The sequence below is a fragment of the Cellulophaga baltica genome (assembly GCF_018861125.1).
In the GTDB taxonomy this organism is placed as follows: Bacteria; Bacteroidota; Bacteroidia; order Flavobacteriales; family Flavobacteriaceae; genus Cellulophaga; species Cellulophaga baltica_A.
Genome location: NZ_JAHKQN010000024.1, coordinates 36857 through 62541 on the forward strand (window position 1 = coordinate 36857; position 25685 = coordinate 62541).

Here is a 25685-nt window from a genome sequence, read left to right on the forward strand (position 1 = left end):
AATAGGCAAATATAACTAACTCGTAAATAATACCTAACTTTTTATTTTAACTTTTGTTGAATGGTATTTTTATTAGAGGAATGCTCTTAATCGCTCACAAGCTTGCTCTGCGGTAATGTCTCGTTGCGGTGTACCAAACATTTCATACCCAACCATAAATTTTTTCACTGTTGCACTACGTAATAAAGGAGGGTAAAAACTCATATGCCAATGCCAATGTTTGTTAGATTCATTGTTTGTAGGCGCTTGATGAATTCCACTTGAATATGGAAAAGAACACTCAAACAACTTATCATAAGCTTTTGTTATTTTTGAAATTGCATCAGCAAATGTATTAGCTTGTTTTTCTGACAATTCTGAAATTGACTTTAAATGCTGTTTTGGAGCTATCATCGTCTCAAAAGGCCAAACAGCCCAGTAAGGAGTCAACACCAAAAAATCTTCATTTTCATATACAATTCTTTCCTGTTTTTGTAGCTCTTGAATTAAATAATCACCCAACAAACTAGTTTTTTTGTTCTTATAATATTCAAGTTGATGACTGTCTTTTTTTTGAACTTCATTTGGTAAAGTAGACTGACTCCATATTTGACCATGAGGATGCGGATTACTACACCCCATTACGGCACCTTTGTTTTCAAATATCTGTACGTAATTAATATGTTCATTAGCGCCTAAAAGTTGGTATTCTTTTTGCCATGTTTGCACCACTTTTTCAATTGCGAAGACACTCATATCCGCTAAACTTTTTGAATGATTAGGACTAAAGCAAATTACCTTGCAAATACCCTTTTCGCTTTCTGCTTTAAATAAACCATCTTCTATTTCAAATGTTTTAGAGTCTTTTTGCAATGCAGCAAAATCATTCGTAAAAACGAATACATCATCATAATTAGGATTCACTTCACCATTGATTCTGGTATTTCCAGCACATAAATAACAATTTGGATCGTAACTATGCCTTTTCTCGTTTGATATAGTCTCTTTTTGACCTTGCCATGGGCGTTTTGCTCTGTGTGGAGAAACTAAAACCCACTCCCCCGTTAGTATATTAAATCGCTTATGTGAATAATCTTGTAAATCAGTATTCATTGTATAATTATTGATTTATTATAAATTTATTAAGTGAGTTCCTTTAGATAATTTTACACTGTAAAAACTACAATCTTTTTCAAACACATTCTTAAAAGCATCTGCTATATATGATTTAAATAAAGGTATTTCAGTATTCAGAATTAAATTAATAGTACAACCACCAAAACCACCACCCATCATACGAGCGCCTAAAATATTATTATTCCCTTTTGTTTTATCCACTAAATAATCTAGTTCTTTACAACTAACTTTGTATTGTAAACTCAACCCTTTGTGAGATTGATAAAGTAACTCTCCAAGTGTATTTAAATCACGCTTCGCTATTGCTTTTGAAAACAATTGAACACGATTATTTTCCTCTATAATATATAAAGCTTTTTGATAATCTTCTTCTGAAAGTTTATTTTTAATACGATTTAAATCTTCTATAGTAGCATCTCGTAAGGCATCAACATTTAATATTTGAGCTACATTTTCACAAACCTGTCTCCTATCATTATATGCACTTTCTGCCAATTCGTGTTTTACGTTTGAATTTATTAAAAGAAGTTCATACTCTTTAAAATCTATCTCAAAAGTAGAAGAATCTATATACCTACAATCAAGTAATAAGGCACTATTTTCAACACCAAACATACTAGCATATTGATCCATAATTCCACATTTTACAGCAGCATAATTATGCTCTGCTTTTTGAGAAATTAAAATCATTTCTTTTTTTGAAAGTTGCAAATTATACAACTCATTTAAAGCATAAACTACACTATTCTCCAACGCTGCAGAAGATGATAAGCCTGCTCCACTAGGAATATCACCTGAGAATAATATATCAAAATTACCAAGCTTAAATCCTTTTTTTATAATTTCAGCAACTACACCTAAAATATAATTACGCCAATTACCATTTTGAATTGTTGAAATACTATTTAAATTAAACTCATACAATTCATTCATATCATTAGCGAAAACTTGACATGAACCATTATCACTCTTCTGAATAGCTAAATAAATACCTTTATTAATAGCTGCAGGAAAAACAAAACCGTCATTATAATCCGTATGCTCACCTATTAAGTTTATTCTACCTGGAGAAAAAATTAAAATGGGTTCATTCGTAAATCTTTCTTGAAAATCTTCTTGAACTTTTACAATTAATTTTTTATCCATTTTACTGCTACTATAAAATTAAAATTATACGATAGTACTTGAATAGTGTAGCAAATATCTAAATTATAAATAGTAGAGACTAATAGAATATTTTATTTTTTCATTGTTAATAATTTATTGCACATGCATAGCATATAAACCTACGAGTGCTATTATTTTTACACACTTTTGAAAAAAATATGGAACTACTTAAAGTTGGAGATAAAGTTTATAATACAAAACAAAATGGGTTTAATGATTTTGTCCGCTATTCTTTTTCTGAAGTTGTTAGAGTTACAAAAACTTTAGCTGTTTTAAAAAATGGAATACGCTTAGTAAACCGTCCTGAAATCTCTTATATAACTGAGTCAATTGGATTTTCTGTATCAAGACAAAGAGGTGTTCATTGGCACTTGGTTTCATTACAAGCTATAAGAAACGCACAAATTGAAAATGAAAAAATTAGAGCTCACGATTGGTTTGAATCTAAAGAATTCTCTTTAAAAGAAAAGCAATTTATCTATAAAATGTTTAAAGATTTAAAAGATAAGAACTAATATTTTTTTTGCTAAAACACAAAAGGTTATTTTTATAAAGCATAAGGTTAAAAATTACAAAAAAATGGGTGTTACTTTATTTAATTTATCAGGAAAAATTGCTTTGGTAACAGGTAGTACTCATGGTTTAGGTATGGCTATGGCCAAAGGCTTAGGTAAAGCTGGAGCAACTCTTATTATAAATGGAAATTCGTCACAAGAAAAAATTGAAAAAGCATTAGAAACTTATAAGTCTGAAGGTATAAAAGCTTATGGGTATAAATTTGATGTTACTGATGAGAAAGAAGTAATAGAAGCTATCACTAAAATTGAAAAAGAAGTTGGTGCTATTGATATTTTAGTGAATAATGCCGGGATTATTAAACGTGTACCATTAGAAGAGATGGATGTTAATGATTTCAAACAAGTTGTTGATGTTGATTTAGTGAGTCCTTTCATTGTATCTAAACATGTAGTAAAGGGTATGATATTACGAAAAAACGGTAAAATCATAAATATTTGCTCTATGATGAGTGAACTAGGTCGTAATACAGTTGGCGCTTATGCTGCCGCAAAAGGCGGTTTAAAAATGCTTACTCAAAACATGGCTACAGAATGGGCTAAACATAACATACAAACTAATGGAATTGGACCTGGTTATTTTGCAACTTCACAAACAGCTCCTATTCGTGTTGACGGACATCCTTTTAATGATTTTATTGTAGGCAGAACTCCTGCTGGTAAATGGGGTGATCCTGACGATTTACAAGGTGCTGCTATATTCTTAGCATCAGAAGCTAGTAATTTTGTAAACGGACAAGTAATTTATGTTGATGGTGGCATATTGGCAACTATAGGTAAACCATCTAACGAAGATTAATTACAACCCAAGAGCAGAGAAAAATTCTGCTTTATGGCTATCACCTATCGGAATACGAACATCGTTAATTACAATTCTATTACGTTGTACAGTTTTTATTGAATTTACATTTACAACATATGATTTATGAACTCTTAAAAATTGATCTGAAGGTAATTTATCTAAAATCTCTTTAAAGTTCATTAATGTTAAGATCGTTTTATTGGTATTTAAGATGTGAATTTTTAAATAGTCTTTTAAACCTTGAATGTATTCAATTTCGTCTAAGTTTATTTTAATACTCTCGTATTCTGCTTTAACAAAAATGAATTTTTTGGGTTCACTAATTTCTCCAATAGAAGGAAATACATTACCCTCCATAGGTTTATCTTTTTTAGATAAAAATTCCTTAGCTCTAGAAACTGCTTTTATAAAACGATGATAAGGTATAGGCTTTACTAAATAATCTACCGCATTTAAATCAAAACCTTCTACGGCATATTGAGAATAGGCTGTAGTAAATATAAATAAAGGCCTATTATCTAATGACGTTATAAAATCTATACCACTAATTTGTGGCATTTGAATATCACAAAAAATAAGATCCACTTTAGACTCTTTTATAACTGAAATTGCATCTAAAGGATTTGTAAAAGTCCCTACAACATCAACAAAATCAAGCTTACTACAATATTCTTCAATAATATCAATCGCCAAAGGCTCGTCATCAATTATAATACACTTCATTTCTTAAATTTTAATAGTAAGTCTAACACAATAACTTTCTCCATCATTTTCTACGATTAAATCATGAGAGTCTGGATACAATAAATTTAGTCTATTTCTAACATTTTGAAGCCCTACACCAGAACTATCTTCTTCTTTTTTAAAAGAACCAATTTTATTAATGATTATAAAATGAATTGCATTAGGAAAAATAGTCAGATTAATCTTAACGTTAGTGATACCTTTAAAATCAGTCCCGTATTTAAAAGCGTTTTCAATAAATGAAATAAACAATAAAGGTGGCATTGCTACCCTACTATGCTCTCCTGAAATTTTTAAAATAACATTCTTACTATCTGACAAACGTAAACGCTGTAATTGAACATAATTTTTAATGTATTCAATTTCACGGGTTAAAAGCACTAAATCCTTATCTGCTTCATACAACATATAACGCATTAGTTCAGATAAATTTATAATCGCTTCAGAAGCTTTATCTGATTTTTTAACTGAAAGTGAATAAATTGCATTTAATGAATTAAATAAAAAATGTGGATTTAACTGTGTTTTTAAAAACTGTAATTCTGAATTTACTTTTTCGTTTTCAATTACTTTACGTAAATCTTCATTTTTATTCCATTCTATATAAATACGTAAAAGAGAACTCACTATAAAAGGAATACCCAAAGTAATAGCAGACATAAAAATTTTTCTAAATTCACGTTGTTCTACACTATAGGTATTGTCAGGAAGTAAATGATTAAAATCTGCAAAAAAGTTTTTCGCAATAATGTCCATTAAAATAATAAAACTTCCAATTAATAGAACAACAATAGTTATGTATAACCAAGTTTTCTTTTTTAATAGAACCTTAGGTATTAAATAGTAATAATTAAAATAGAAAAAAATGGTAGCTAAAAAAAGTCTTAAATATAAATCAGGAGGAACAAGTCTACCTTCACTAACAAACGGATACAATAACAAACCGTAAAACAAAATCCATAAAAATATGTGGATAAGTGTTTGCCATATGTTAGTTTTTTTTATTAGCATTTATACTATTATTCCTTAGAAATATCAATATTTAATTCAGAAAGTTCCTCTATAGTTACAAAAGGATTTTTTTTAGTTTTCAATTTATTTTCAACTAATTTTCCAATTAACAAAGCTTCTTCTTCTGTTTTAAAAGGAATATTACCTTGAACTGCAGGAATAATACTTTGCTTAATAAGCACTTTATTATTAGCTTTTATTATATAGCCATATCCATTTTCAACTTCAAAAACTTCAGTAGTTGTAGGAACTTTAGAAATTTCAGTTTGCGTTTCAACAGGCTTAGTTGATAAGTACATTACAAGAAAAATTACACCTACTAATAATAGAACTCCTAAAAGGATTTTCTTTATATTTTTCATAAAAGAAAACGTATTAAAGATAAAATAGGCCTGCGTTTTAAGACAGGCCTATTTTATTATAATTTGAAATATATTTTTATATTAATCATGAAACAATATCATGAATTAATCTTCGTCATCATATTCATCAAAAGGAAAGAATTCATCTAAATCATCAAGGTATAAGGTACCTGATTTTCCTAGTCCAACAAAAGCTCTACTACCATTAGTAAATGCTACAGCACCTTCTCTAGATGTACCTTCAAAACTAGTTTTATCATCCCAAGTATCATCAGAAGGGTCATATTCCCATACACTTGTCGTAGCACCACTTCTATCTCCAGTAGCTATATAACCATAACCGTTTAAATTAAATGCAACAGCATTATCTCTTGTTATAGCATAATCATCTTCTTCATCTAATTCTAATAATTCAGTCCATGTTTCTGTAGAAGGATCAAAATACCAAAAATCAGTAGGGTAAGAACCACTAGAAATACCTGTGCCTAAATATACTAGATCATTAATTGTAAAAGTTACAGCATTAACTCTTTTATCTCCACCAAAACCTTCTAATTCAGCCCAAGTATCAGTACCAGGTGTATATTTCCAAAAATCTTTTAAATCGTTATCACCATCATTACCAGTACCAAAATATCCTGCACCATTAATACCAAAAGCTACAGCTCCTCTACGTGCTTCAGTTTCTGGTAAACTTGCAATTTGAGTCCAAGTATTTGTACCTGTATTATAAGAGTAAAAATCATATAATTCATATTCTGTTTCATTATATCCAGAACCAATATACCCAGTTCCGTCTACTTGAAAACCGGCAGCAGAACTTCTTTCACTTCCTAAAAAATCAGCTTTTTGAGACCAAAAGTTACCAGCAAAGTCATATGACCAAAAAGAATTTAGATAATCATCTCCATCGTAACCAGCACCAATGTAACCTACATCATTAATTGTAAAGTATGCAGTACCACTTCTAGGACTACCATCAAACGTAGACATATCTACCCAGTTACCATCATCATCATCATCATCATTTGAACAACTAGTTAATAAAAGAGTAGCCATAAAAAACAATGACAGTATTCTAAATCGATATTCTATTTTTTTCATACGAAATTCTTTTTGTGTTTTTATAAGAAATACAAAATTACTTAGCGTGTTGCCGTATAGGAAACAGAATAGATAAAACAACATATTTAACATATCAACTAGCAAATTTAATCGACCAACAAGACTTTAGTTTTTATATTTAAAATTTAGGTATTTGTCTAAAAAAAATATAGTTTTGTCTATTCGGGTCTACACATTAATGTAGACTCTTATACTTTTATTGAATAAAATTATTTACATGAAAAAATTATTATGGTATTTCAATATCATTTTTTTACTTACGCTCATAATTTCCTGTTCAGATAGCACTATATATGACACGGATTTTGTAGCAGGAGAATTTTTTACTAACTCTTCAACAAATGTAGTTGTAGTTGACACAAATACAATTTACATGTCCACAATCAAATTTGACAGTATTATCACTTCTAGCCCAGATAGAATGTTAGTAGGCAAATATACTGACCCTGTTTTCGGTGAAGTTAAAGCCGCTAACTATATGGGTTTTATACCAAGTTCTTATGAAATTGATGATGATGCAAGATTTGATAGTATTATAATGTTTTTAGATTATGATGAATATTATTATAATGATACAACTCTTACAAATACTATTCACATAAGAAAGCTTACTGAAAATTTTGACCCTGATGATGATGATTACTTTTACAATACTAGTACAGTAAAATCTGAAGAGGACGAAGTCGGTTTTGCTGTTTTTTCGCCTAGACCTTTTTCTACAGATTCATTAGAAATTAGACTTAACGATGATTTTGGACTTGAATTTTTTGAAAAATTTCAAGAAGATGAAATTTCAACTTACGATGAATTTGCTGCATTTTTCAAAGGTTTAACTTTTCAACCTGATGATGATGATAATGGGGCTGTTATAGGGTTTACAACTGAAAGTATATTTAGATTATATTATTCAATATCTGATGAAGATGATTTTGATGATTACTATATAGATTTTTCTTTAAATACAGTTGAATCTCCAAATCCACTATTTAATCAAATTAGTTCTGTTAATGCTATTGAAGATTTACAAACATTAACCGATGTAGAGGTAGAGTTAGATGAATCTGATAGTAATAATCAAACCTACATGCAATCAGGAGTTGGTATTGCCACAAAATTATCATTTCCATTTATTGAAACCATAAATAATGTTGGTGGTTTAGGAACAATACTAGAAGCTACTTTAAAAATATACCCTGTTATTGGTTCTTATTCTGATGAATTAGAATTACCTGAATCATTACTTATTTATACTGTAGATAAAAACAATGATATATCAGGTACACCAACTTATTTTGATGGCTCTACTTCAATTACAGCAACATTAAATACAGATGAAGAGGAATTTGGTGATATTTATTATGAAGTGACAATTACTAGTTTTATTGAAGAAATTTTAACTAATGGCTCAACTCTTGATGAAGAGTTAATATTTTTCCCGTCAGATTATACAACAACTGTTGACAGAACAATACTAAATGGAATTACAAAAACAAATTATACTACAACCCTTGAACTTACATATGCTGTTTACGATGACGAAGACTAAAATAAAATATTTAGGTTTAGCTTTAGGTTTGTTCTTTTGCTCATTCAATGGTTTTGCTCAATCAGAAGCGCTTACCAGCTCACCATATTCTTTATACGGTTTAGGCGTTATTAACCAGACAAGTATTGGCAAATCTAATAGTTTAGGGTATACTGGAATTGGTATAAGTTCAAATTCAGAAATAAACAACCTAAACCCTGCAAACTTTGGATCAATACCACAAAATTCATTTTTTTATGACATTGGTATGAATGCTGAAATAAATAAGTATTCTAATTCAACTTCAGATGATACAAATACTACTGTAAATTTCTCTAATTTAGCATTTGCATTTAGAATTGCAGAAGGGTTAGGTGCGGGTATATCTATGGTTCCTTATAGTGATGTAGGCTATTCCGTTTTAAGCGAAGAGTCTAATATTGAAGGTAGTACAGATACTTACCTGAGTTATGTTACTGGAATTGGTTCTTTAAGTGATTTAAAATTAAACCTAGGTTACAACGTAATGGATCAATTAAGAGTTGGTCTTAGTACATCTTTTCTTTTTGGAAGTATTGACCAAGAAGAATTAATTGCAATTAGTAGTAGTACATTTGAATTAACTGAAACTACAAATTACACAGGTGTAAGATTTGGTCTAGGTTTGCAATTTGACCCAACAGAAAATATTACTTTCGGAAGTATTATGAACCTCCCTACCACTTTAAAAGGTGATATGACGCGTTCTGCTGTAAAAACTGTATCAGGTTTCGAAATAACAGTAGAAGATGAAGTTGAAACAGATGCTGATAATTTTAGCCTACCTCTTGAAGTTGGTATGGGTGTTAGTGCCAAATTAAAAGATAAATACACTGTTAGTCTTGACTATAGAAAAAATTATTGGAGTTCAACAGATCAAGAAGATGAAGCTGGAACTTATGTAGATCAAGATATTGTAGGTTTTGGACTTGAGTATATCAAAAATAAAAAGAGTTACAAATACAAAGACCGTATCAATTATAGACTTGGTTTTAATTACGATAATGGTTATTTAGAAATCAATGAACAAAAGATTGATGGCTATAGCATAACTACTGGTCTTGGTTTACCATTAAGTTTACGTAGTAACTCAATAATTAACTTATCATACAGCTACAGTTCAAAAGGTCGTGTAGAAACAGTTTTAGTTAAAGAGAATTACCATGTTATAACTTTAAACATGAGTTTAGAAGATTTATGGTTTAGAAAAAGAAAAATTAATTAAATTTTCTTTTTCATGGTGGTCTTATTTTTATAAAGTGCATTTAAAATAAGACCACCAATAATCATTACCATACCCAATACACTCCACAAAGTATATACTTCATTAAACCAAAACAAACCAACTACTACTGTAAACAATACTTCTAAGTATTTTAATGGTGCAACTTGTGTTGTTGTTGCTAATTGAAAAGCTTTTGTCATATACAATTGACCAAAGTAACCAAAGATACCTATTACCGATAGTAATATCCATTCAATGCCTTCTGGTGTTTTCCAATCGAAAATCATAAGTGTACCACCAACTAAGGTTGCTATAAACATAAAATAATTTACAACGACAACTGGGTGATCTTGTTTTCCTATTTTACCAATTAAAACATAAACAAGTCCGCTAAAAAATGCAGCTATTAGTATTAACAATAGACCTGTATTATTTACTTCTCCATCAAAACCTTTTAAAATTAAAACACCACTAAAAGCTATTCCAAAAAACAACCATTGCATTGGTTTAATTTTTTCTTTTAGTAAAAATATAGCAAAAACCGCAGCAAAAATTGGAGCTATATATCGTAATGAAACTGCTGTACCTATAGATAAGTATTTAAGAGACATAAAAAATAAAGTCATTGATGTCACACCTACTACACCTCTTAAAATTAAAAGTTTACGCTTATTTCCTAAAATTGATATTTTATTTTTTAATAAATAAGACATGGTTAAAACCAAAGTACCTAATGATCTAAAAAACACAATTTCATAAGCAGGTATATGCACAAGATATTTTACAATAGTATTCATTAAAGTGAATGACATTGTACTTAATATCATAAAACCTAGTGCTTTTTTTATATCCATTTAAAAGTATTTTTATTTTAAAATATTAATTTGAATAAAAGTAAAATTATAAACTATTCATTTACAAAACTTTAGTTTGTTATACTGTTAAGAGTCCTACTTTTTTTAATGTATTAATCGGTTTAGAAAACCAAAAAAGCTCAAAATTATTAAAGCTTTTTTCAAAATCAGTTTTCAGATTTTTAAATGACGACAGCTTTTCATTAGTCGGCAATAAATACTCTAATTGATTTATAAACCACTCCCCTTCATCTTTATTTAAATTAATTACTGTAATAGTTCTTTTATGATGAAAAGTTAATTTTAAAAGCTCCCAAGTTTGCCCTTTTTTAGATTTTTTATATTCCTCAACCAAAGGTAGACTACCAAGCCAAACTATTTTAACGTTAGGTTTTATATTAAATTCAGGCTGCACATTCAAGCAATTTTCAATGTAATTAAATTTGATTTTTGACTTAGGTATTTTAAAATCGAACCAATCTTGCAATGGAATTTCAAATCCAATACCGTGCATATAATTAAATAATGATTTTTTTAAACCATAGCTAAACTTACTGTGATCAATACCTGTTGAATCCTTAAAATCAATATCATTATTTGCAAATGTAATTTCTTTAACATCAGGTACAATACCATATTCAGATGGGTTAATGCCAACAGGACTATGCGCAGTTAAGGCAAATTGATGCCAAAAACCAGATTGTAACACTCCCAACTTAAACAATTGACGTACCATTTCTAAACTATCAACTGTTTCTTGTACTGTTTGTGTAGGATATCCGTACATTAAATAAGAATGTACCATAATATTTGCTTCAGTAAAATTTTGAGTCACTTGAGCAACTTGTGCAACTGTTACACCTTTATCTATTAATTTTAAAAGTCTATCTGAAGCCACTTCTAAACCACCAGACACGGCTATACAACCTGATGCTTTAAACAATTGACACAAATCACTCGTAAAATTTTTCTCAAAACGAATATTTGTCCACCACGTAACCGTTAGATCTCTCTTTATTATTTCTAAAGCTAAAGCTTTCATTAATGACGGAGGCGCCGCTTCATCTACAAAATGAAAACCATTCTCACCTGTCTGCTCAATTAATTGCTCCATCCGATCTACAAGAATAGTTGCGGCAATAGGCTCATAAATTTTGATATAATCTAATGAAATATCACAAAATGTACATTTACCCCAATAACAACCATGAGCCATGGTTAGTTTGTTCCACCTACCATCACTCCACAAACTATGCATTGGATTAGCAATCTCTATTACAGACACATAATTATCTAATAATAAATCAGAATAATCAGGTGTACCAACCTCACTTTGTTTATAATCTGGCTTAGTACTATTATTTTTAAAAACTACAACATCATCTTCAAGTAGAAAAGTGCGTTTAAATTCTCTTAATTTTGTCTTAATTGAGTTAACTAACAATTCTATTGGTAATTCTCCATCATCAAGTGTTATATAATCAAAAAAGTCAAAAACTCTTTTGTCTGTAATAGAACGTAATTCCGTATTTGGGAATCCACCTCCCATTGCTATTTTTACCTCAGGGTACTTATTTTTAATATATTGAGCACATCTAAAAGCACTATATAAATTACCAGGGAAAGGGATTGAAAAACATACCAATTTTGATTGTTGCTTTTGAATATGGTCCTCTAAAATTCTTAAACTAATTACATCAATATACGTTGGTTCTTCTTGTAACTTAGCATACAATTCATCAAATGAATTAGCACTTCTCCCTAAACGTTCGGCATATCTACTGAATCCAAAATTATCATCGATACATTCTACTATAAAGTCTGATAAATCTTCTAAGTACAATGTAGCTAAATGTTTAGCTTTATCTTGCATTCCCATTGCTCCAAAAGCCCAATCTAAATCATCCAATTGTTCAAACCTTGAAGCTTCAGGCAAAAAACCTTCAGTACAAATTTGACGTGCAAAAGTTTCATTTTTTCCCTGTAAAAATGCAATTACTACATCTATTGTTTTTAAATAAGAATCTCTTAAAGCATATATACGTTCGCAATTTTCAGAAACTATAGTTTCATTTTCAAACGCATAATTAAAAATCTTAGTAAATTCTTTTTTCGAAAATAAATTTAAAATTACTTCTATACCTAAATCTAACTGAAAACTCGTTATGTTTTTCGTATTTAAAAAACCTTTTAAATATGCAGTTGCAGGGTACGGCGTATTTAATTGTGTAAAAGGTGGCGTTATAAGTAAAAGTTCTTTCAAATTAGGTTGTTACATATGAATAAACAAAGGTAAGCTTAACTATAAAAACAACTTATTTAATTACTCATTCTTTCTTTAAAATTTCGCTCACTGCATTTTTATAAGCAACAGGATTACTTGCCTTTTTAATAGCCTTATATGTTTTCTGAGGATTAGAGAATGATTGTGAAAAGAATTCCCAAAAACCTAACATTTTCATTTTTATAGGTGTTGGCCCTGATAAAAATTCATCATATTGTTTATAAATAGTGTCATGAAATTCTTTAAAAACCACTAATCTATTTTCAGGGTACTCTGTAGTATTAGCTTTTATCATACTTGGCAAAAACGGATCTGCAATTAAGCCTCTACCAATCATCCAATGATTGATACTTGGGAAACGTTCCTGCATTTCTTTAAACCTAGAAACTGTTGTAATATCTCCATTATAATACAATGTATGTTTTGTATAATCAATACAACGCTGAAAAGCATCTAAATCTACACCTCCTTTGTAAAGTTGTTTTCCTATTCTGGCATGAATAGCTATATTCTTAATGGGGTATTTTTCAAGAATGGGTAGCGTGTCTAAAATCTCATCACTATTATCATAGCCCATACGCATTTTCATAGAAACAACAACATCGGTTTCAGAATGAACACGATCTAAAATATGATCTATTTTAGATGCTTCTTTAACCAAACCGGAACCCATGCCACGTTTAGTGACCATAGGATAAGGGCAACCCAAATTCCAATTTAACTCTTTATAACCAAGCTCTTGAATATATTTTACAACAAATAAGAATTCATCAGCATCGTTCGTCATCACCTGTGGAATAACATCTAGCGTTGTATTATTTTCTAATTGCAAATCTCTTTGGTAAGATGATTTAATTTTAAATTTACCATCTAAACGAATATATGGCGCATAGAAAGTATCTATTCCCCCAAAATAATGATGAAATGCATTTCGAAAACGAAAATCTGTAAAACCTTGTAAGGGTGATGATAAAAGTTTAAAACTCATTAGACATAAAATTGGCTACAAATGTAGCAACTTGTTTTCATACTATGTGCTTTAAATTAATTAGCTTCTATTCAAAATTTTATTGAAATCGTAATCCTCAGGATTATCAAGGTACTTTTTAGCTGCTTCGTAATCTGACTCTTGTATATAATGTAAATTTTGGAAGCAAAGTTGTGCAAATTCTGAATTCACATTTACTAACCTTGGAGCAATTTTACCATCTTCACCTTTTAAATCAGATAAATATAATGGCGTAACTTCACCTTTAGAATTAGCAGAAACGATACAACCGCTAATACCTTCATCAAACATTTTTTTAACACCTAAACCTAATAAAGTACATAAGGTAAGATCAAAACCAATAGGTCTACAACAACGTAGTTCATAACCAAGTTCAACAGGTCTACTCTTAATATCAAGTCCTATTTCTTTTAATTTTGTCTGCAATAACATATTAAAAATATGTGATTTACTAACGTTACCAAGTTCTGGATGGCCATGTGCATCATATGTAAAATTAATATCACATTTATCTAATTCAGAATCTGGTAAAATATGGAAAACACCTTCACTAATTAAAGCCACACCGTAATGAATGTTTTCAATTTTTCTTTTTACGATTGATGAGATGATTAAATTAACAACCTTTTCAAAAGTGATGTCTGTGTCATCAAACATTTCAGGAATAACTAACATTGGAAAGTGACAACTAGTTGCAATACCAAAAGCCAAATGCCCTGCAGAACGCCCCATTGTACTCATTACAAACCAGTTTTGGCTTGTACGAGCATCTTCATAAGTAGTATTACCTATACGAACACCTTCATCTTTAGCAGAGTGAAAACCAAAAGTAGGATTGCGATCAGGTAATGGTAGATCGTTATCGATAGTCTTTGGAACGTGAATATTCGAAATAGCAATGTTTTCGTCTTGTAAATAACCTGTAATTCTATTGGCAGTAGAGGCGGTGTCATCACCACCTATACTTACCAACAGTTTTACATTGTTATCTAAAAAAAGTTTAGTATTCAACTTTTCATCAGTAGGTTTAAACCTACTCATAATTAATGTTGAACCACCTCTACTAAAAATACGATCGGCGTGATCAAAATCAAATTCTTTAATTCGAGGTTCTTCAGAAAAAATTCCTTTAAACCCTTCATGCAAACCTAGTACGCGATATCCATCTTTAAGAAAAATTTTAGCAACAGTACTAATTACAGCATTAATTCCTGGAGCAGGGCCTCCACCACAGAAAATTAGAATTGATTTTTGAGCCGACATATTATATATGAAATTTGGTTAAGTTATTTATTTTTAATTATCTAGCAACTCTACCTGAAGCATCACCTCCCATTAGTTTTTCAACTTCTGAAACTGTAACTAAGTTAGCGTCACCTTTAATTGTATGTTTCAAACAAGAAGCAGCAACAGCAAAATCAAGTGCATTTTGATCATCTTCAGGATACTTTAATAATCCGTAGATTAAACCTCCCATAAATGAATCACCACCACCTACTCTATCAACAATATCAGTAATTTGGTACTGACGCGTTTCATACATTTTTTTACCATCATATAAAACACCAGCCCATGTATTGTGTGAAGCAGAAATTGAACCTCTTAAAGTGGTAATAACTTTTTTAGCTTTTGGAAATTTCTCCATCATTTGCTTACAAACAGATAAGAAAGCTTCAGCTTTAACATCATGACCGTGTTTATGAACATCTAAACCTTCAGGGTGAATTCCGAAATGCTTTTCAGCATCTTCTTCATTACCTAAAACAACATCACAATATGCAGTCAATTCTGTCATAACTTTTTCTCTATGAGCATCATCACAGTACGTCCATAATTTAGCTCTATAGTTTAAATCTGTAGAAATTGTAACACCCATTTCACTAGCCACTTTCACAGCTTCTAAACAAGCATCTGCAGCACCTTGAGAGATTGCTGGTGTAATACCAGTCCAGTGAAACCAAGCAACATCTTTAAAAGCCGCTTTCCAATCAACCATACCTGGCTTAATATCAGAAATAGCAGAATGAGCTCTATCATAAACAACTTTACTACCTCTACTTACAGCACCAGTTTCTAAGAAATAAATACCTAAACGATCTCCACCGTAAACGATTTTATCAACACCAACACCTCTTTTACGCATTTCCATCATTGCACATTCACCAATGTCGTTCTTTGGTAATCTTGTAACAAAATCAACTGGAACACCATAATTTGCTAAAGAAACTGCAACGTTTGATTCTCCACCACCGTAAACAACATCAAAGTTAGATGCTTGTGAAAATCTTAAAAAACCTTGAGGAGCCAATCTTAACATTATTTCTCCGAATGTTACTACTTTTTTCATTCTGAATATTAATTTAATTAATTATAAATATTTTTTGCTTAATCGTTTAAGCCAGTTTTTAAAAATAAATCAAAACACGAATGTTTTGATTGCTATTGTTAAATATACTATTTTTGCTTAATCGTTTAAACAAATATAAACAACTTTAGGTGAAAAAAAAAAGAATAACGATAAAAGACATAGCAAATGTTTTAAGCATTTCACCAGCGGCAGTTTCTAAAGCCCTGAATGATGATTCACGTATTAGTGCAAAGACTAAAGAAGCCGTAAAAAGAGTAGCCAAAGAGCTAAACTACCAACCGAACCACCTAGCCAGCGCCTTAAGAAGAGGGAAAAGTAATTTAGTTGGTGTTATTGTACCTAAAACTAATAGCAATTTTTTCTCTTCTGTTATTGAAAATATTGAAGCTGTACTTAATAAAGCTGGTTATAATATTATAATTACCCAATCAAATGAATCTTTTGAAAAAGAATGTAAAAATATAGACACGCTTTTATATACTCAAGTAGATGGTATTATCGCTTCAATGGCCAATGAAACTGTAGATTTATCTTTCTATGAAAAAATAAAGTCTAAAGGAATTCCTTTAATATTATTTGATAGAGGTGAAAATGATTTAAACGTAGATTATATTGGAATTAACGATTACGAAAGCAGTCATATGATTGTAAACCATTTGGTTGAAAGAGGATGCAAACGTATCGCACATATTGGAGGATTTAAACGAACTCGAATTTTTAACAACAGAATTAAAGGTTATGTTGATGCTTTAAAAAAACATAATTTACCTTTAGATAACGAACTTTTGCTAGAGAGTAGCTTAACTACTGAAGATGGCAGAAATAAAATGTTAGAATTGTTAGCACTTGAAAACAGACCAGATGCTGTATATATTGCTGGTGATTATGCCAGCTTAGGTGCACTTCAAGTTTTGAATGAAAAAAAAATTAAAATTCCTGAAGATATTGCTTTAGTAGGTTTTGGTAACGAACCTTTTACCGCTATGGTTACCCCTACTATTACTAGCGTAAAACAACATAGTGAAGAAATAGGAAAACTTGCTGCGAAGAGTTTTTTAGATCATGTAGAAAAAACTACTGTAACTCAAAACTTAAATAAAATAATTTTAGATGCTGCTCTAATTATTAGAGATTCTTCTAAAAAATAAATAAGCGTATTTGCACAAAACAAATACGCTTATTATAAATTATATTCTAGTATTTATTAGATACCTAAAGCTTGACCACCACCAATTTGGATAGTTTCTGCTGTAATAAATGCAGCATCTTTACTAGCTAAGAAAGAAACAACACCAGCAACATCTTCTGGCTGACCTAATCTTCCTAACATAATATTGTTAGCCCAAGAAGCAAAAACTTCTGGTTTAGTAGATTTAATTTGTGCATGGAAAGGAGTATCAATAGTACCAGGAGATACTGCGTTAACTCTAATGCTGTATTCAGCTAAATCTTTAGCTAAAGCTCTAGTAATTGCATGAACACCTGCTTTAGAAGTACCGTAAATTCCTGCACCAGGACCACCTGCAGTCCAACCTGCATTAGATGTATAGTTAATAATTGAAGGATGCTCTCCATTTTTCAAATAAGGGATTGCAGCTCTTGAAGCAAAGAATACAGAATCTAAGTTTAAAGCCATAACAAATCTATAAAATTCAGTTGTCATTTCTTCAAATCTAGATCTACCACCTAAACCACCAGCATTATTTACAAGAACATCAATTCTACCGTATTTTTCACCAATTTTAGTGATATTTGACACTACCTCTTCTTCTTTAGTAACATCAAAACCGTAATATTCAGCAGTAATACCTTCTGCAGTCAATTCCTTAACTCTTTCTGCTCCTATTTCATCTTCAATACCATTTAAAATAACCGTATATCCGTCTTTTCCTAATCTTTTTGCTACTTCAAATCCTATACCTCCGGTTGCACCGGTAACAATAGCAACTTTTTTTTCTGAACTCATTTTTATTTATTTAGTGATTGTTATAATATTTTATTTTATTTGTTAGCTTTTAAAGGCTCAATTTTAGGACATAATACCCAAACAGCCACCAATGCTATTACAGCTAGTGTTCCTCCAATTAAAAATGCAGGAGTATAATTACCACCGGTTGTTATAAAAGTAACTAATGCAGTAAGTCCTGCCGCACCTAGTTTAGCAGCCATTCCAGCAAAACCCGATAAGGTACCAACTATTTTTCCACTGTATAAATCACTTGGTAATGTTTGAATATTTCCAATTGCAACTTGAAATCCAAAAAGCAATACAGCCATAATAATTACTGCATTCATTGCCGTTCCAGGTGCTTTTAAAAGAAAGAAACAAGGAATCATCAATGCAATACCTAAAGTGATTGTCATCTTTCGTGTTTTATCTACAGACCAACCTGCTTTTATTCTATTTTTAGCAAGTAAACCACCAAATATCGCTCCAATCATAGCACCTACATAAGGTACCCATGCAGAAAATGCAATTTGTTTCACGTCCATACCAAAAACTTCAGACAAGTAAAGAGGAATCCAAACTATAAATAACCACCAAATAGGATCAATTGCCGCAGATGCAATAATTACTCCCCAGCTTTCTTTATGTTTAAATAATTGAGATGTAGTTGGCGTGTAACCTTCATCATAGTTACCATCTTTATCTATATCTTGATTTCTTTGACCTGAAAGAATATATTTTTTTTCATCATCTGATAGCCATGGGTGATTTTTTGGATCACCTTTAACTACAAATAACCAAGGAAGTAACCATAAAAAACCAAGTACAGCTACTACGATAAAAATTGCTTTCCAATCAAAATAATATGATAATAATCCAATTACTGGATATGCCACTATACCACCTATAGCAGCCCCTGAATTAAAGATACCTTGAGCAAGAGCTCTTTCGTTAGTTGGAAACCATTCCGCATTTGCTTTAGCTGCACCAGGCCAATTTCCTGCTTCAGCAATACCTAAAATAGATCTGAATATAGAAAATGATAACATACCTTGAGCAAAAGCATGTAATAGTGTGGCAATAGACCATACTCCTATTGATAACGCAAAACCTATTCTAGTACCTATCCAATCGAAAATCTTACCAAAAAGAGCTTGACCTCCAGCATAGGATAGTATAAAAATTGTTGATATTGTACCATAAATAGCTTTATGTCCGTCTTTATCCATCTCTGGAAATAATTCATTTGCAATATCAGGCCACAAAGCACCAAAAGCTTGTCTATCAATATAATTTACAATTGCAGCTAGAGCCACAAGACCTACAACCCACCATCGTAATCCTTTTACTTTCATATTCAATAAATTAATTTATTATTTATCAGAATGGTAGCAGTATTGATATAATGTACCAAAGTGAATTTTCATTTTTTCTTTTGCTAATTGAGGGTTTTGAGATTCAATTGCTTTGTAAATTTCTTCATGTTCTTTAATACCTCTTACAGATTGATTAGAGTCACAAACATGATATTTTTCAAAATTTGTAATAATTTCTGGTGTAATGATTAACATAAATGTATTCATTGTGCTATTACCACTTGCATTCGCAATTGCTAAATGAAAAAGCAAATCTTCTTGTACAGCATCTTCACCATTCTCAACTTTTTCAGCATAAGCTTCTAAAGCTTCACGTATTTTTTTTAAATCTTCATCTGTTCTTCTTAAAGAAGCCAACCTTACTGTTTTCAATTCAAGTAAAATTCTAGTTTCTACAAGTGATTTAAAATCTGGATCTTCTAAATTTAAGATGTCATTTAACATTCCATCCATTGCAACCGTTCCAATTTCTGCTATAAAAGTTCCACTTTGAGGTTTAGAAACTAAAATCCCGTAAAATTCTAATTTTCGAATAGCCTCTCTAATGTTACTTCTACTTACTCCAAACTTTTCTGAGAGCATTCGTTCTGAAGGCAATTTATCTCCTGGTTCTAAATTTTTAAAGCTGATTAACTCCTTAATATTCAAAATAATTTGATTTTGAATATCATTTTGATCTGATTTTGTAACAATTTCTAATTTCATACTCCTAAAACATTCTTGAAAATTGGTTAACCAGATTGGTTTCCCAAAACTATAAAAAAAATTTTTAACAAAAAAAGATTATTTAATTCAAAAAAAAATAAAAAATCTTGTTAAAATAACAATAAATGTATATAACTTATTCCCAAGAGTTTATGCCTAAAAATTAAATAAATATTTTATGCAAATTTTAATGCGATACTTCTAATTCATAGATATTAACCTTTGAATAAGCACCCTTATCTCTTGATTGAAAGTAATTTCCTGCTTTAAAATAATTTTCAAAAACACCCCATTTTTTAATATGGATACCTTCATAAACTTTATATTCGTTACCATTTAAAACGATAACCATCTTGCCGTCTGATATTTTCACTTCAAGAACAAATTTTCTAAAATCAACTTTTTGCTCAAAATTGAAACCTTCATCATCATCCCAAGCATCATCATGCAACATTTCTTCGTAAGTTGCATTTAAATTTTTCAAAACCTTAGTCTTTACTCTAATTTTACCTTTATCCCAATAAATTTTTAAAATTGGTGGCGCATTATTATCATCTTCACCAATTAAATCTCTTTGCTCATTGGTCAACCTACCATGAATTTGCATAATAATTGTTCTATGGTATTTTCCATTTGAATCTCTGCTTGTCTCTTCCATAGAAATTTTGCCTTTCATATATGCTCCATCTGCAAAAGTCCAGTTCACGTTATTATTACCAGGAACCATTTGCTCTCTTAATTCTGAACGCGTATACTTTGTATTTGCCGTTTTAGAATCAGTTGGCATTGAGTGAAACACTATAGAACCTTTCGTAGAATCTATATACATATAAGGTTTAGCAATCTCATTATTAGCAAAATCTAAAATTTCAGGCGGTTCAATATTATAAGGTTTTCCCTTTTCATTAGTAACTGGAAGTGTAACTTTCCAATGACTTAAATCTATATTAGGTAATCTTACTTTTTTATTCCTTTTCTTCTTCTTCTTTTTCTTTTCAATTTTAACATCCGATTCTGCAACGCTACTCTCACTTACTTGTGAAGTAGCGGTTACAGAAAGAAATGCTATTATTAAAAAGCTTACTATTTCATTTCGGAAATTCATCTGCAATTCAATTTTATAATTCTTTTAATTCTAATACAACTAGTGTGCTAAATTTAAAAACCAGGAGTAATAATATCAATATTATCTATAAATACATCTGTACTACTATCAACAGCACCTAAAGCTCTTACATATATTACAGCTATATCTGACGAAGCTGTAAATTGAAATGTTGTTGTTGTGAAATTATCAACACTTGAACTACTTTTATCCGGATTAAAATCATTTGTAATATTAACATAAGCGTCTGCAAAATCATCTATTCCAACCTCAGTCGTGATTTCTGTATTTAAAATCCAAACCTCTGTATTAATACCTTCTGCTTCAGAACGAGTTTGTATAGTAAATGTATATTCAACACCAGGCTCTACAGCTACAACCTGATAAAGTCTGCGACATGGATCATCAAATTTTAAACCTCTAGTTTTTACTCCATCTACAAAGTTACCATCACTTGTTGACCCTGGCTGTTCATCTGTGCAGTAAGTAGCATCTATATAATCATTTAAGTCAGTATTTCTCCAAATTGCTCTATACGGACTATCTATTGTAGCTCCTGAATTATCAACAACAGTACTATTAGGTGTCATATCCCAAGCATCAGCATTATCTCCAGTTTCAGTAGTATATTCATCACCTGTCCCATTTAGAACAACAGCAGCAAAAGTAGCCTCAACTCCTCCTACAGGAACTGCTTTAGTAACACTTTTTGAAACTCCCGCTTCATTCTCTGTAGTTAAAGTAACATCATAAGTTCCGTCAGCTGCAAAAATGTGTATAGGGTTCATTTCTGTTGATGTATTACCATCGCCAAAATCCCAACTATAAGATACTGCTAAAATTGATTCATCTGTAAATTCAGCAGTTAAAGAAGATGTTGTAAAAGAAAAATCTGGTACTGTAGACAACACTAAACCTTCAATATTTTTAGACAATGAAACTTCTTCTCCTAAAAAATTAGTTATTGTTAATGTAGCCACAAATACATCTTCACTTGAATAAATATGAGTAGGACTAAAATTAGCATCTTCTTCAGTGTCTTCAACTGAATTCCAACTAACAACTTCTCCATCTCCAAAATCCCACTCTAATTCACTAGCACCAGAACTTAAATTTTCAAAAGAAACTTCTGAATCAACTATAGAAAAATCAAAATCTATAAACACAGGTGAAACATCAGATGAATCTACTGCTGTTAAACCATCAGAACTAGTTGTTGTTAATTTAACGGTATACAAACCTCCTGTACTATAAGTATAGTCAGGGTTAGCTTCTGTTGATGTATTACCATCACCAAAATCCCAATTATAAGAAACAGCGTCAGTTGAGTAACTTCTAAACACCAATGCTAAATCATCTTCAGCACTAGAACTTACAGTAAAAAGTGTATTGGGTTCTATGTTGTTTACATTCCCTGTTGGTGGTTCAAATTCTTCATAACCTGTATCAAAACAAGACACTAAAGTAAATGTGAACAGAAATAACAAAGCAATACTACCTTGATATTTATTTATTAATTTATAATTCATAATATTAAATTTTAATGTATAACTTATTGTTTTACTATTATATCAAAAGCATCTAACCTAACTTCATCTCCAGCAACAGTTCCATAAATTATAACAGATTCATTCTCCCCTGCTTCAAATGTAATTGCATGTTTTTGAAAAACATTTTCAGTTCTTCCTACACTCGTATCTGTTCTAGTTGCAAGAATATTTTCTTCTAATTTAGATTCTGCATAAGTTGAAGTATTAGGGTTTAAAATAGAAACTGTTACTTCACCAAAATCTGTATCCAAAGAAAAAGCTGAAAAATAAGTTAGCACATATGTTACGCCTTGGGAAACCTCTATCTCTTGATAAATAACTCTATCCCCTGAAGCTGGTAATTTAGCAGCCTGTACTCCTTCTGGCAAAGCCGCTAAATCACTTTCATTAGTAGGTGCATTAATCTGAATAACAGTTGTACCCCCTGTAGTTGGACTCCAATCTGCATTACTAGGAACTCTCCAAGAATCTCTTCCATCCCCTGAACCATCAAATAAGGTTCCAACTTCAAATCCTGGCTCTCCAATTTCAGGAACTGGAATTGTTGGCACAGCTTGATTAACCGTAATAATTTGTTCTGTTGAAGCTGATTTACCTAAGTTATCAGTTACTGTTAAACCAACAGTATAAGTACCGGGTTCAGGGAATGAGAAAATTATTTCTCTATCATTTAAAGTACCTGCCTCTAATTCTTGAATTTGAGTTTCTAATGCAGCTACATTTGCTAATGTTTCGTCAGAAAGTGATGCTTCAGCATCTAATAAAGATTCTTCTAGCGCAGCTAATTCAGCTTCCATTACATCAATTACATCTTGATCAGTTTCACAAGGCAACTTAAATTCTATAGCAGCAATATCCTCTTCTAGGGCGACAACTTCTGCTAATTCAGCATCAATTAAAAGTTCAAGAATTGGCAAGTCTTTATTAATCAAAGAAACACCTTCAGAAGGTTCTATGCTCCATTCGTAATTAGTACCGTTTACGGCTAAATTTGAACCTGCTAAAAAATTAAAATCATAATTAGCAGCTAATTCAACGTCATTACAATCAAATTCTGAAGTCGTAACATCAGTTACAGAATAAAAAGGTGTTGGACCTGTAATATCTTCCAGATCACCTACATCAGCTAAATCATCACTGACACAAGAAGTTAGAGATACAAATGCACCTAAAACCATGTATTTTAATGTATATAAATATTTTTTCATAATTATAATTTTTTAATATCCACTATTTTGAATGTAGAAACCTGGTAAATTGTCAATCTCGGTCTGTGGAAAAGGAAGGTACTTCTTTTCACTAGTGTAAAACAAACTGTTTGCATTTGAAAATGCTGTTAAAACATTATCAGCTTCACCAAATCTTATTAGATCATATAAACGTTGATTTTCATATACAAACTCAACTCTTCTTTCTTCTAATAACTCATCTTTAGTTAAGTTCACAACTTCTTCAAGACCTGCTCTTTGCCTAACAAGGTTAAAAGCATCAATAGCTCTAGAATCTGTTGTACTATTTCCACCTGCTAAAATAGCTTCAGCATAAAGCAACAAAACATCTGCATACCTTAAAACAATCCAATCATTATCACCAATTTCACCATCTGTTGGAAATTTAGCATTAAAAGTATCGTTTGTTTCATCTGTAGGATCATATGATAATGCATCAATACTTGCGTAGAAACGTACTGGTTGTAATTCAGGGTTCATAACTTCTAAAAAGTCAAGTGTTGCTATATTTACACCATTAGAAGGACCTTGTAATGTCATAGCAAAACTATGAGACTCAGAGTCTGTTTCAACTTGATCATCTAAACCACTATCACTAGTAACATAATTATCACTACTAACTAAATCGTAAGCAATTGAAAATATAACTTCGTCATTAATCTCTAAAGCATCATTATTAGACCATGTACCTTCTAAAACTCCATCAGAATATCCGTCTGAAATACTATTACCAAATACTTCACCATAATCTATAACCAAATTAGCATTGTACTCATCATCAGTAATAACATCAGGATCTAGATCAAAGTTCTCTGCATTTGCTCTTTCTGTATAGATAAGACTATAGCCATATGAAGAACTATTTTCTACAACTGATGCTAGTAAAAGTTCAGCCTCAGTATAATCAGGATTAGGTTGACTTAAATAAGCCTTAGCTGCAAAAGTAATAGCTGCCCCTTCTGAAGGTCTGTATCTATTTTGTTCAACACCATTTAAATAAGCAATTGAAGTTTTGAAATCATCAATAATCTTTTCGTAAACTTCAGCTTCAGGTAATTGAGGATAATCTAAGGCTTCTTCAGTATTAACATCTAAAACTTTGTCAATAAAAGGAACATTTTGATATGCTCTCACAAGGTTAAAGTGACATAAAGCCCTCATAAAATAAGCTTCACCAACTACGTACTGCTGATCTTCAGGAACTAAAAAACGACTATCAATAATTGTATTTGCATGTTTAATAGTTGACATATTATTAGAGTAATATGAAGACACATCTCCATTATTAGCATCAACATTATATGCATTTATCGCTGGGAAGTTTCCGTTTTCAGAATTTGCTCTAACATTGTCAGACCTTAACTCTGTTAACAAAAATTCATTAGCTGGTATTTTTTGATACGCATCTAAAACACCGTTTGCCAAAAATTCAAAACCGTCATCTGTTTGAAGTAACTCTTCATTTGAAAGTGCTGTTGGGTTACTTAAATCTAGTTCTTCCTCACAACTGGTTAATAAAGTCGCAAATGAAAAACAAACTATTATATTTTTATATATCTTTTTCAT

At 30.8% G+C, this 25685-nt stretch carries 23 protein-coding genes; 5 read left to right on the forward strand and 18 right to left on the reverse strand.

Annotation, left to right across the window (positions count from 1 at the left end; genetic code table 11):
* Positions 1-72: 72 nt before the first annotated feature.
* Positions 73-1092, reverse strand: coding sequence for a UDP-glucose--hexose-1-phosphate uridylyltransferase (locus KO500_RS12565; protein WP_215956899.1), 1020 nt, complete (start codon positions 1090-1092; stop codon positions 73-75).
* Positions 1093-1110: 18 nt separating this feature from the next.
* Positions 1111-2262: a galactokinase gene (gene galK / locus KO500_RS12570; RefSeq protein ID WP_215956900.1), complete on the reverse strand. Its 1152-nt coding sequence runs from the start codon at positions 2260-2262 to the stop codon at positions 1111-1113.
* A gap of 179 nt (positions 2263-2441) precedes the next feature.
* On the opposite strand from galK, the gene KO500_RS12575 reads away from it, so the two are divergent.
* Together KO500_RS12575 and KO500_RS12580 are read left to right on the forward strand one after the other, a co-directional pair.
* Positions 2442-2798, forward strand: coding sequence for a pyruvate kinase (locus tag KO500_RS12575; protein WP_215956901.1), 357 nt, complete (start codon positions 2442-2444; stop codon positions 2796-2798).
* Between the two features lie 64 nt (positions 2799-2862).
* Positions 2863-3657 carry a gluconate 5-dehydrogenase gene (locus tag KO500_RS12580; RefSeq protein ID WP_215956902.1) on the forward strand — a complete coding sequence of 265 codons (795 nt, stop codon included), beginning with the start codon at positions 2863-2865 and terminating at the stop codon, positions 3655-3657.
* Here KO500_RS12580 and KO500_RS12585 read toward each other — a convergent pair whose 3' ends face one another.
* From KO500_RS12585 to KO500_RS12600, 4 genes are all read right to left on the reverse strand, one after another.
* A complete protein-coding gene (locus KO500_RS12585; RefSeq protein ID WP_215956903.1) occupies positions 3658-4383 on the reverse strand; it encodes a LytR/AlgR family response regulator transcription factor in 726 nt (241 codons plus the stop codon).
* Positions 4384-4386: 3 nt separating this feature from the next.
* Positions 4387-5415: a sensor histidine kinase gene (locus tag KO500_RS12590; protein ID WP_215956904.1), complete on the reverse strand. Its 1029-nt coding sequence runs from the start codon at positions 5413-5415 to the stop codon at positions 4387-4389.
* Between the two features lie 8 nt (positions 5416-5423).
* Positions 5424-5777 (reverse strand): DUF4907 domain-containing protein, encoded by a 354-nt coding sequence (locus KO500_RS12595; RefSeq protein WP_215956905.1) that lies wholly within the window; start codon positions 5775-5777, stop codon positions 5424-5426.
* A gap of 105 nt (positions 5778-5882) precedes the next feature.
* A complete protein-coding gene (locus tag KO500_RS12600) occupies positions 5883-6881 on the reverse strand; it encodes a Kelch repeat-containing protein (RefSeq protein WP_215956906.1) in 999 nt (332 codons plus the stop codon).
* 238 nt (positions 6882-7119) lie between these two features.
* On the opposite strand from KO500_RS12600, the gene KO500_RS12605 reads away from it, so the two are divergent.
* Complete coding sequence (locus tag KO500_RS12605; RefSeq protein ID WP_215956907.1) at positions 7120-8448, forward strand: DUF4270 family protein; 1329 nt, start codon at positions 7120-7122, stop codon at positions 8446-8448.
* Positions 8435-9691 carry an OmpP1/FadL family transporter gene (locus tag KO500_RS12610; protein WP_215956908.1) on the forward strand — a complete coding sequence of 419 codons (1257 nt, stop codon included), beginning with the start codon at positions 8435-8437 and terminating at the stop codon, positions 9689-9691. Before KO500_RS12605 ends, KO500_RS12610 begins: the two co-directional genes overlap by 14 nt.
* Here the strand turns inward: KO500_RS12610 and KO500_RS12615 are convergent.
* The 5 genes from KO500_RS12615 to KO500_RS12635 form a co-directional block, all read right to left on the reverse strand.
* Positions 9688-10545, reverse strand: a complete 858-nt coding sequence (locus KO500_RS12615; protein WP_215956909.1) for a DMT family transporter — start codon at positions 10543-10545, stop codon at positions 9688-9690. The genes KO500_RS12610 and KO500_RS12615 overlap by 4 nt on opposite strands.
* Before the next feature lie 79 nt (positions 10546-10624).
* Complete coding sequence (locus KO500_RS12620) at positions 10625-12808, reverse strand: B12-binding domain-containing radical SAM protein (RefSeq protein WP_215956910.1); 2184 nt, start codon at positions 12806-12808, stop codon at positions 10625-10627.
* 64 nt (positions 12809-12872) lie between these two features.
* Complete coding sequence (locus KO500_RS12625) at positions 12873-13817, reverse strand: tRNA dihydrouridine synthase (protein WP_215956911.1); 945 nt, start codon at positions 13815-13817, stop codon at positions 12873-12875.
* 60 nt (positions 13818-13877) lie between these two features.
* Positions 13878-15101 carry a 6-phosphofructokinase gene (locus KO500_RS12630; protein WP_215956912.1) on the reverse strand — a complete coding sequence of 408 codons (1224 nt, stop codon included), beginning with the start codon at positions 15099-15101 and terminating at the stop codon, positions 13878-13880.
* 37 nt (positions 15102-15138) lie between these two features.
* A complete protein-coding gene (locus KO500_RS12635) occupies positions 15139-16185 on the reverse strand; it encodes a sugar kinase (protein WP_215956913.1) in 1047 nt (348 codons plus the stop codon).
* 149 nt (positions 16186-16334) lie between these two features.
* Here KO500_RS12635 and KO500_RS12640 point away from each other — a divergent pair, with 149 nt between their 5' ends.
* Positions 16335-17354 (forward strand): LacI family DNA-binding transcriptional regulator, encoded by a 1020-nt coding sequence (locus KO500_RS12640; protein ID WP_215956914.1) that lies wholly within the window; start codon positions 16335-16337, stop codon positions 17352-17354.
* A 56-nt stretch (positions 17355-17410) separates the two neighbouring features.
* On the opposite strand, the gene KO500_RS12645 is transcribed toward KO500_RS12640, so the two are convergent.
* The 7 genes from KO500_RS12645 to KO500_RS12675 all read right to left on the reverse strand — a co-directional run bounded on the left by KO500_RS12645 (position 17411) and on the right by KO500_RS12675 (position 25685).
* The gene (locus KO500_RS12645) at positions 17411-18172 is read right to left on the reverse strand and encodes an SDR family NAD(P)-dependent oxidoreductase (RefSeq protein WP_215956915.1); all 762 of its coding nucleotides are present in this window, start codon (positions 18170-18172) and stop codon (positions 17411-17413) included.
* 35 nt (positions 18173-18207) lie between these two features.
* A complete protein-coding gene (locus KO500_RS12650) occupies positions 18208-19509 on the reverse strand; it encodes an MFS transporter (protein WP_215956916.1) in 1302 nt (433 codons plus the stop codon).
* Between the two features lie 18 nt (positions 19510-19527).
* Positions 19528-20235: a FadR/GntR family transcriptional regulator gene (locus KO500_RS12655; RefSeq protein WP_215956917.1), complete on the reverse strand. Its 708-nt coding sequence runs from the start codon at positions 20233-20235 to the stop codon at positions 19528-19530.
* A gap of 187 nt (positions 20236-20422) precedes the next feature.
* Positions 20423-21340, reverse strand: a complete 918-nt coding sequence (locus KO500_RS12660; protein ID WP_215956918.1) for a polysaccharide lyase family 7 protein — start codon at positions 21338-21340, stop codon at positions 20423-20425.
* Positions 21341-21393: 53 nt separating this feature from the next.
* The gene (locus KO500_RS12665) at positions 21394-22869 is read right to left on the reverse strand and encodes a PKD domain-containing protein (protein WP_215956919.1); all 1476 of its coding nucleotides are present in this window, start codon (positions 22867-22869) and stop codon (positions 21394-21396) included.
* Between the two features lie 23 nt (positions 22870-22892).
* Positions 22893-24098 carry a PKD domain-containing protein gene (locus KO500_RS12670; RefSeq protein ID WP_215956920.1) on the reverse strand — a complete coding sequence of 402 codons (1206 nt, stop codon included), beginning with the start codon at positions 24096-24098 and terminating at the stop codon, positions 22893-22895.
* Positions 24099-24110: 12 nt separating this feature from the next.
* Entirely contained in the window at positions 24111-25685 is a 1575-nt protein-coding gene (locus tag KO500_RS12675; protein WP_215956921.1) for a RagB/SusD family nutrient uptake outer membrane protein, read from the reverse strand.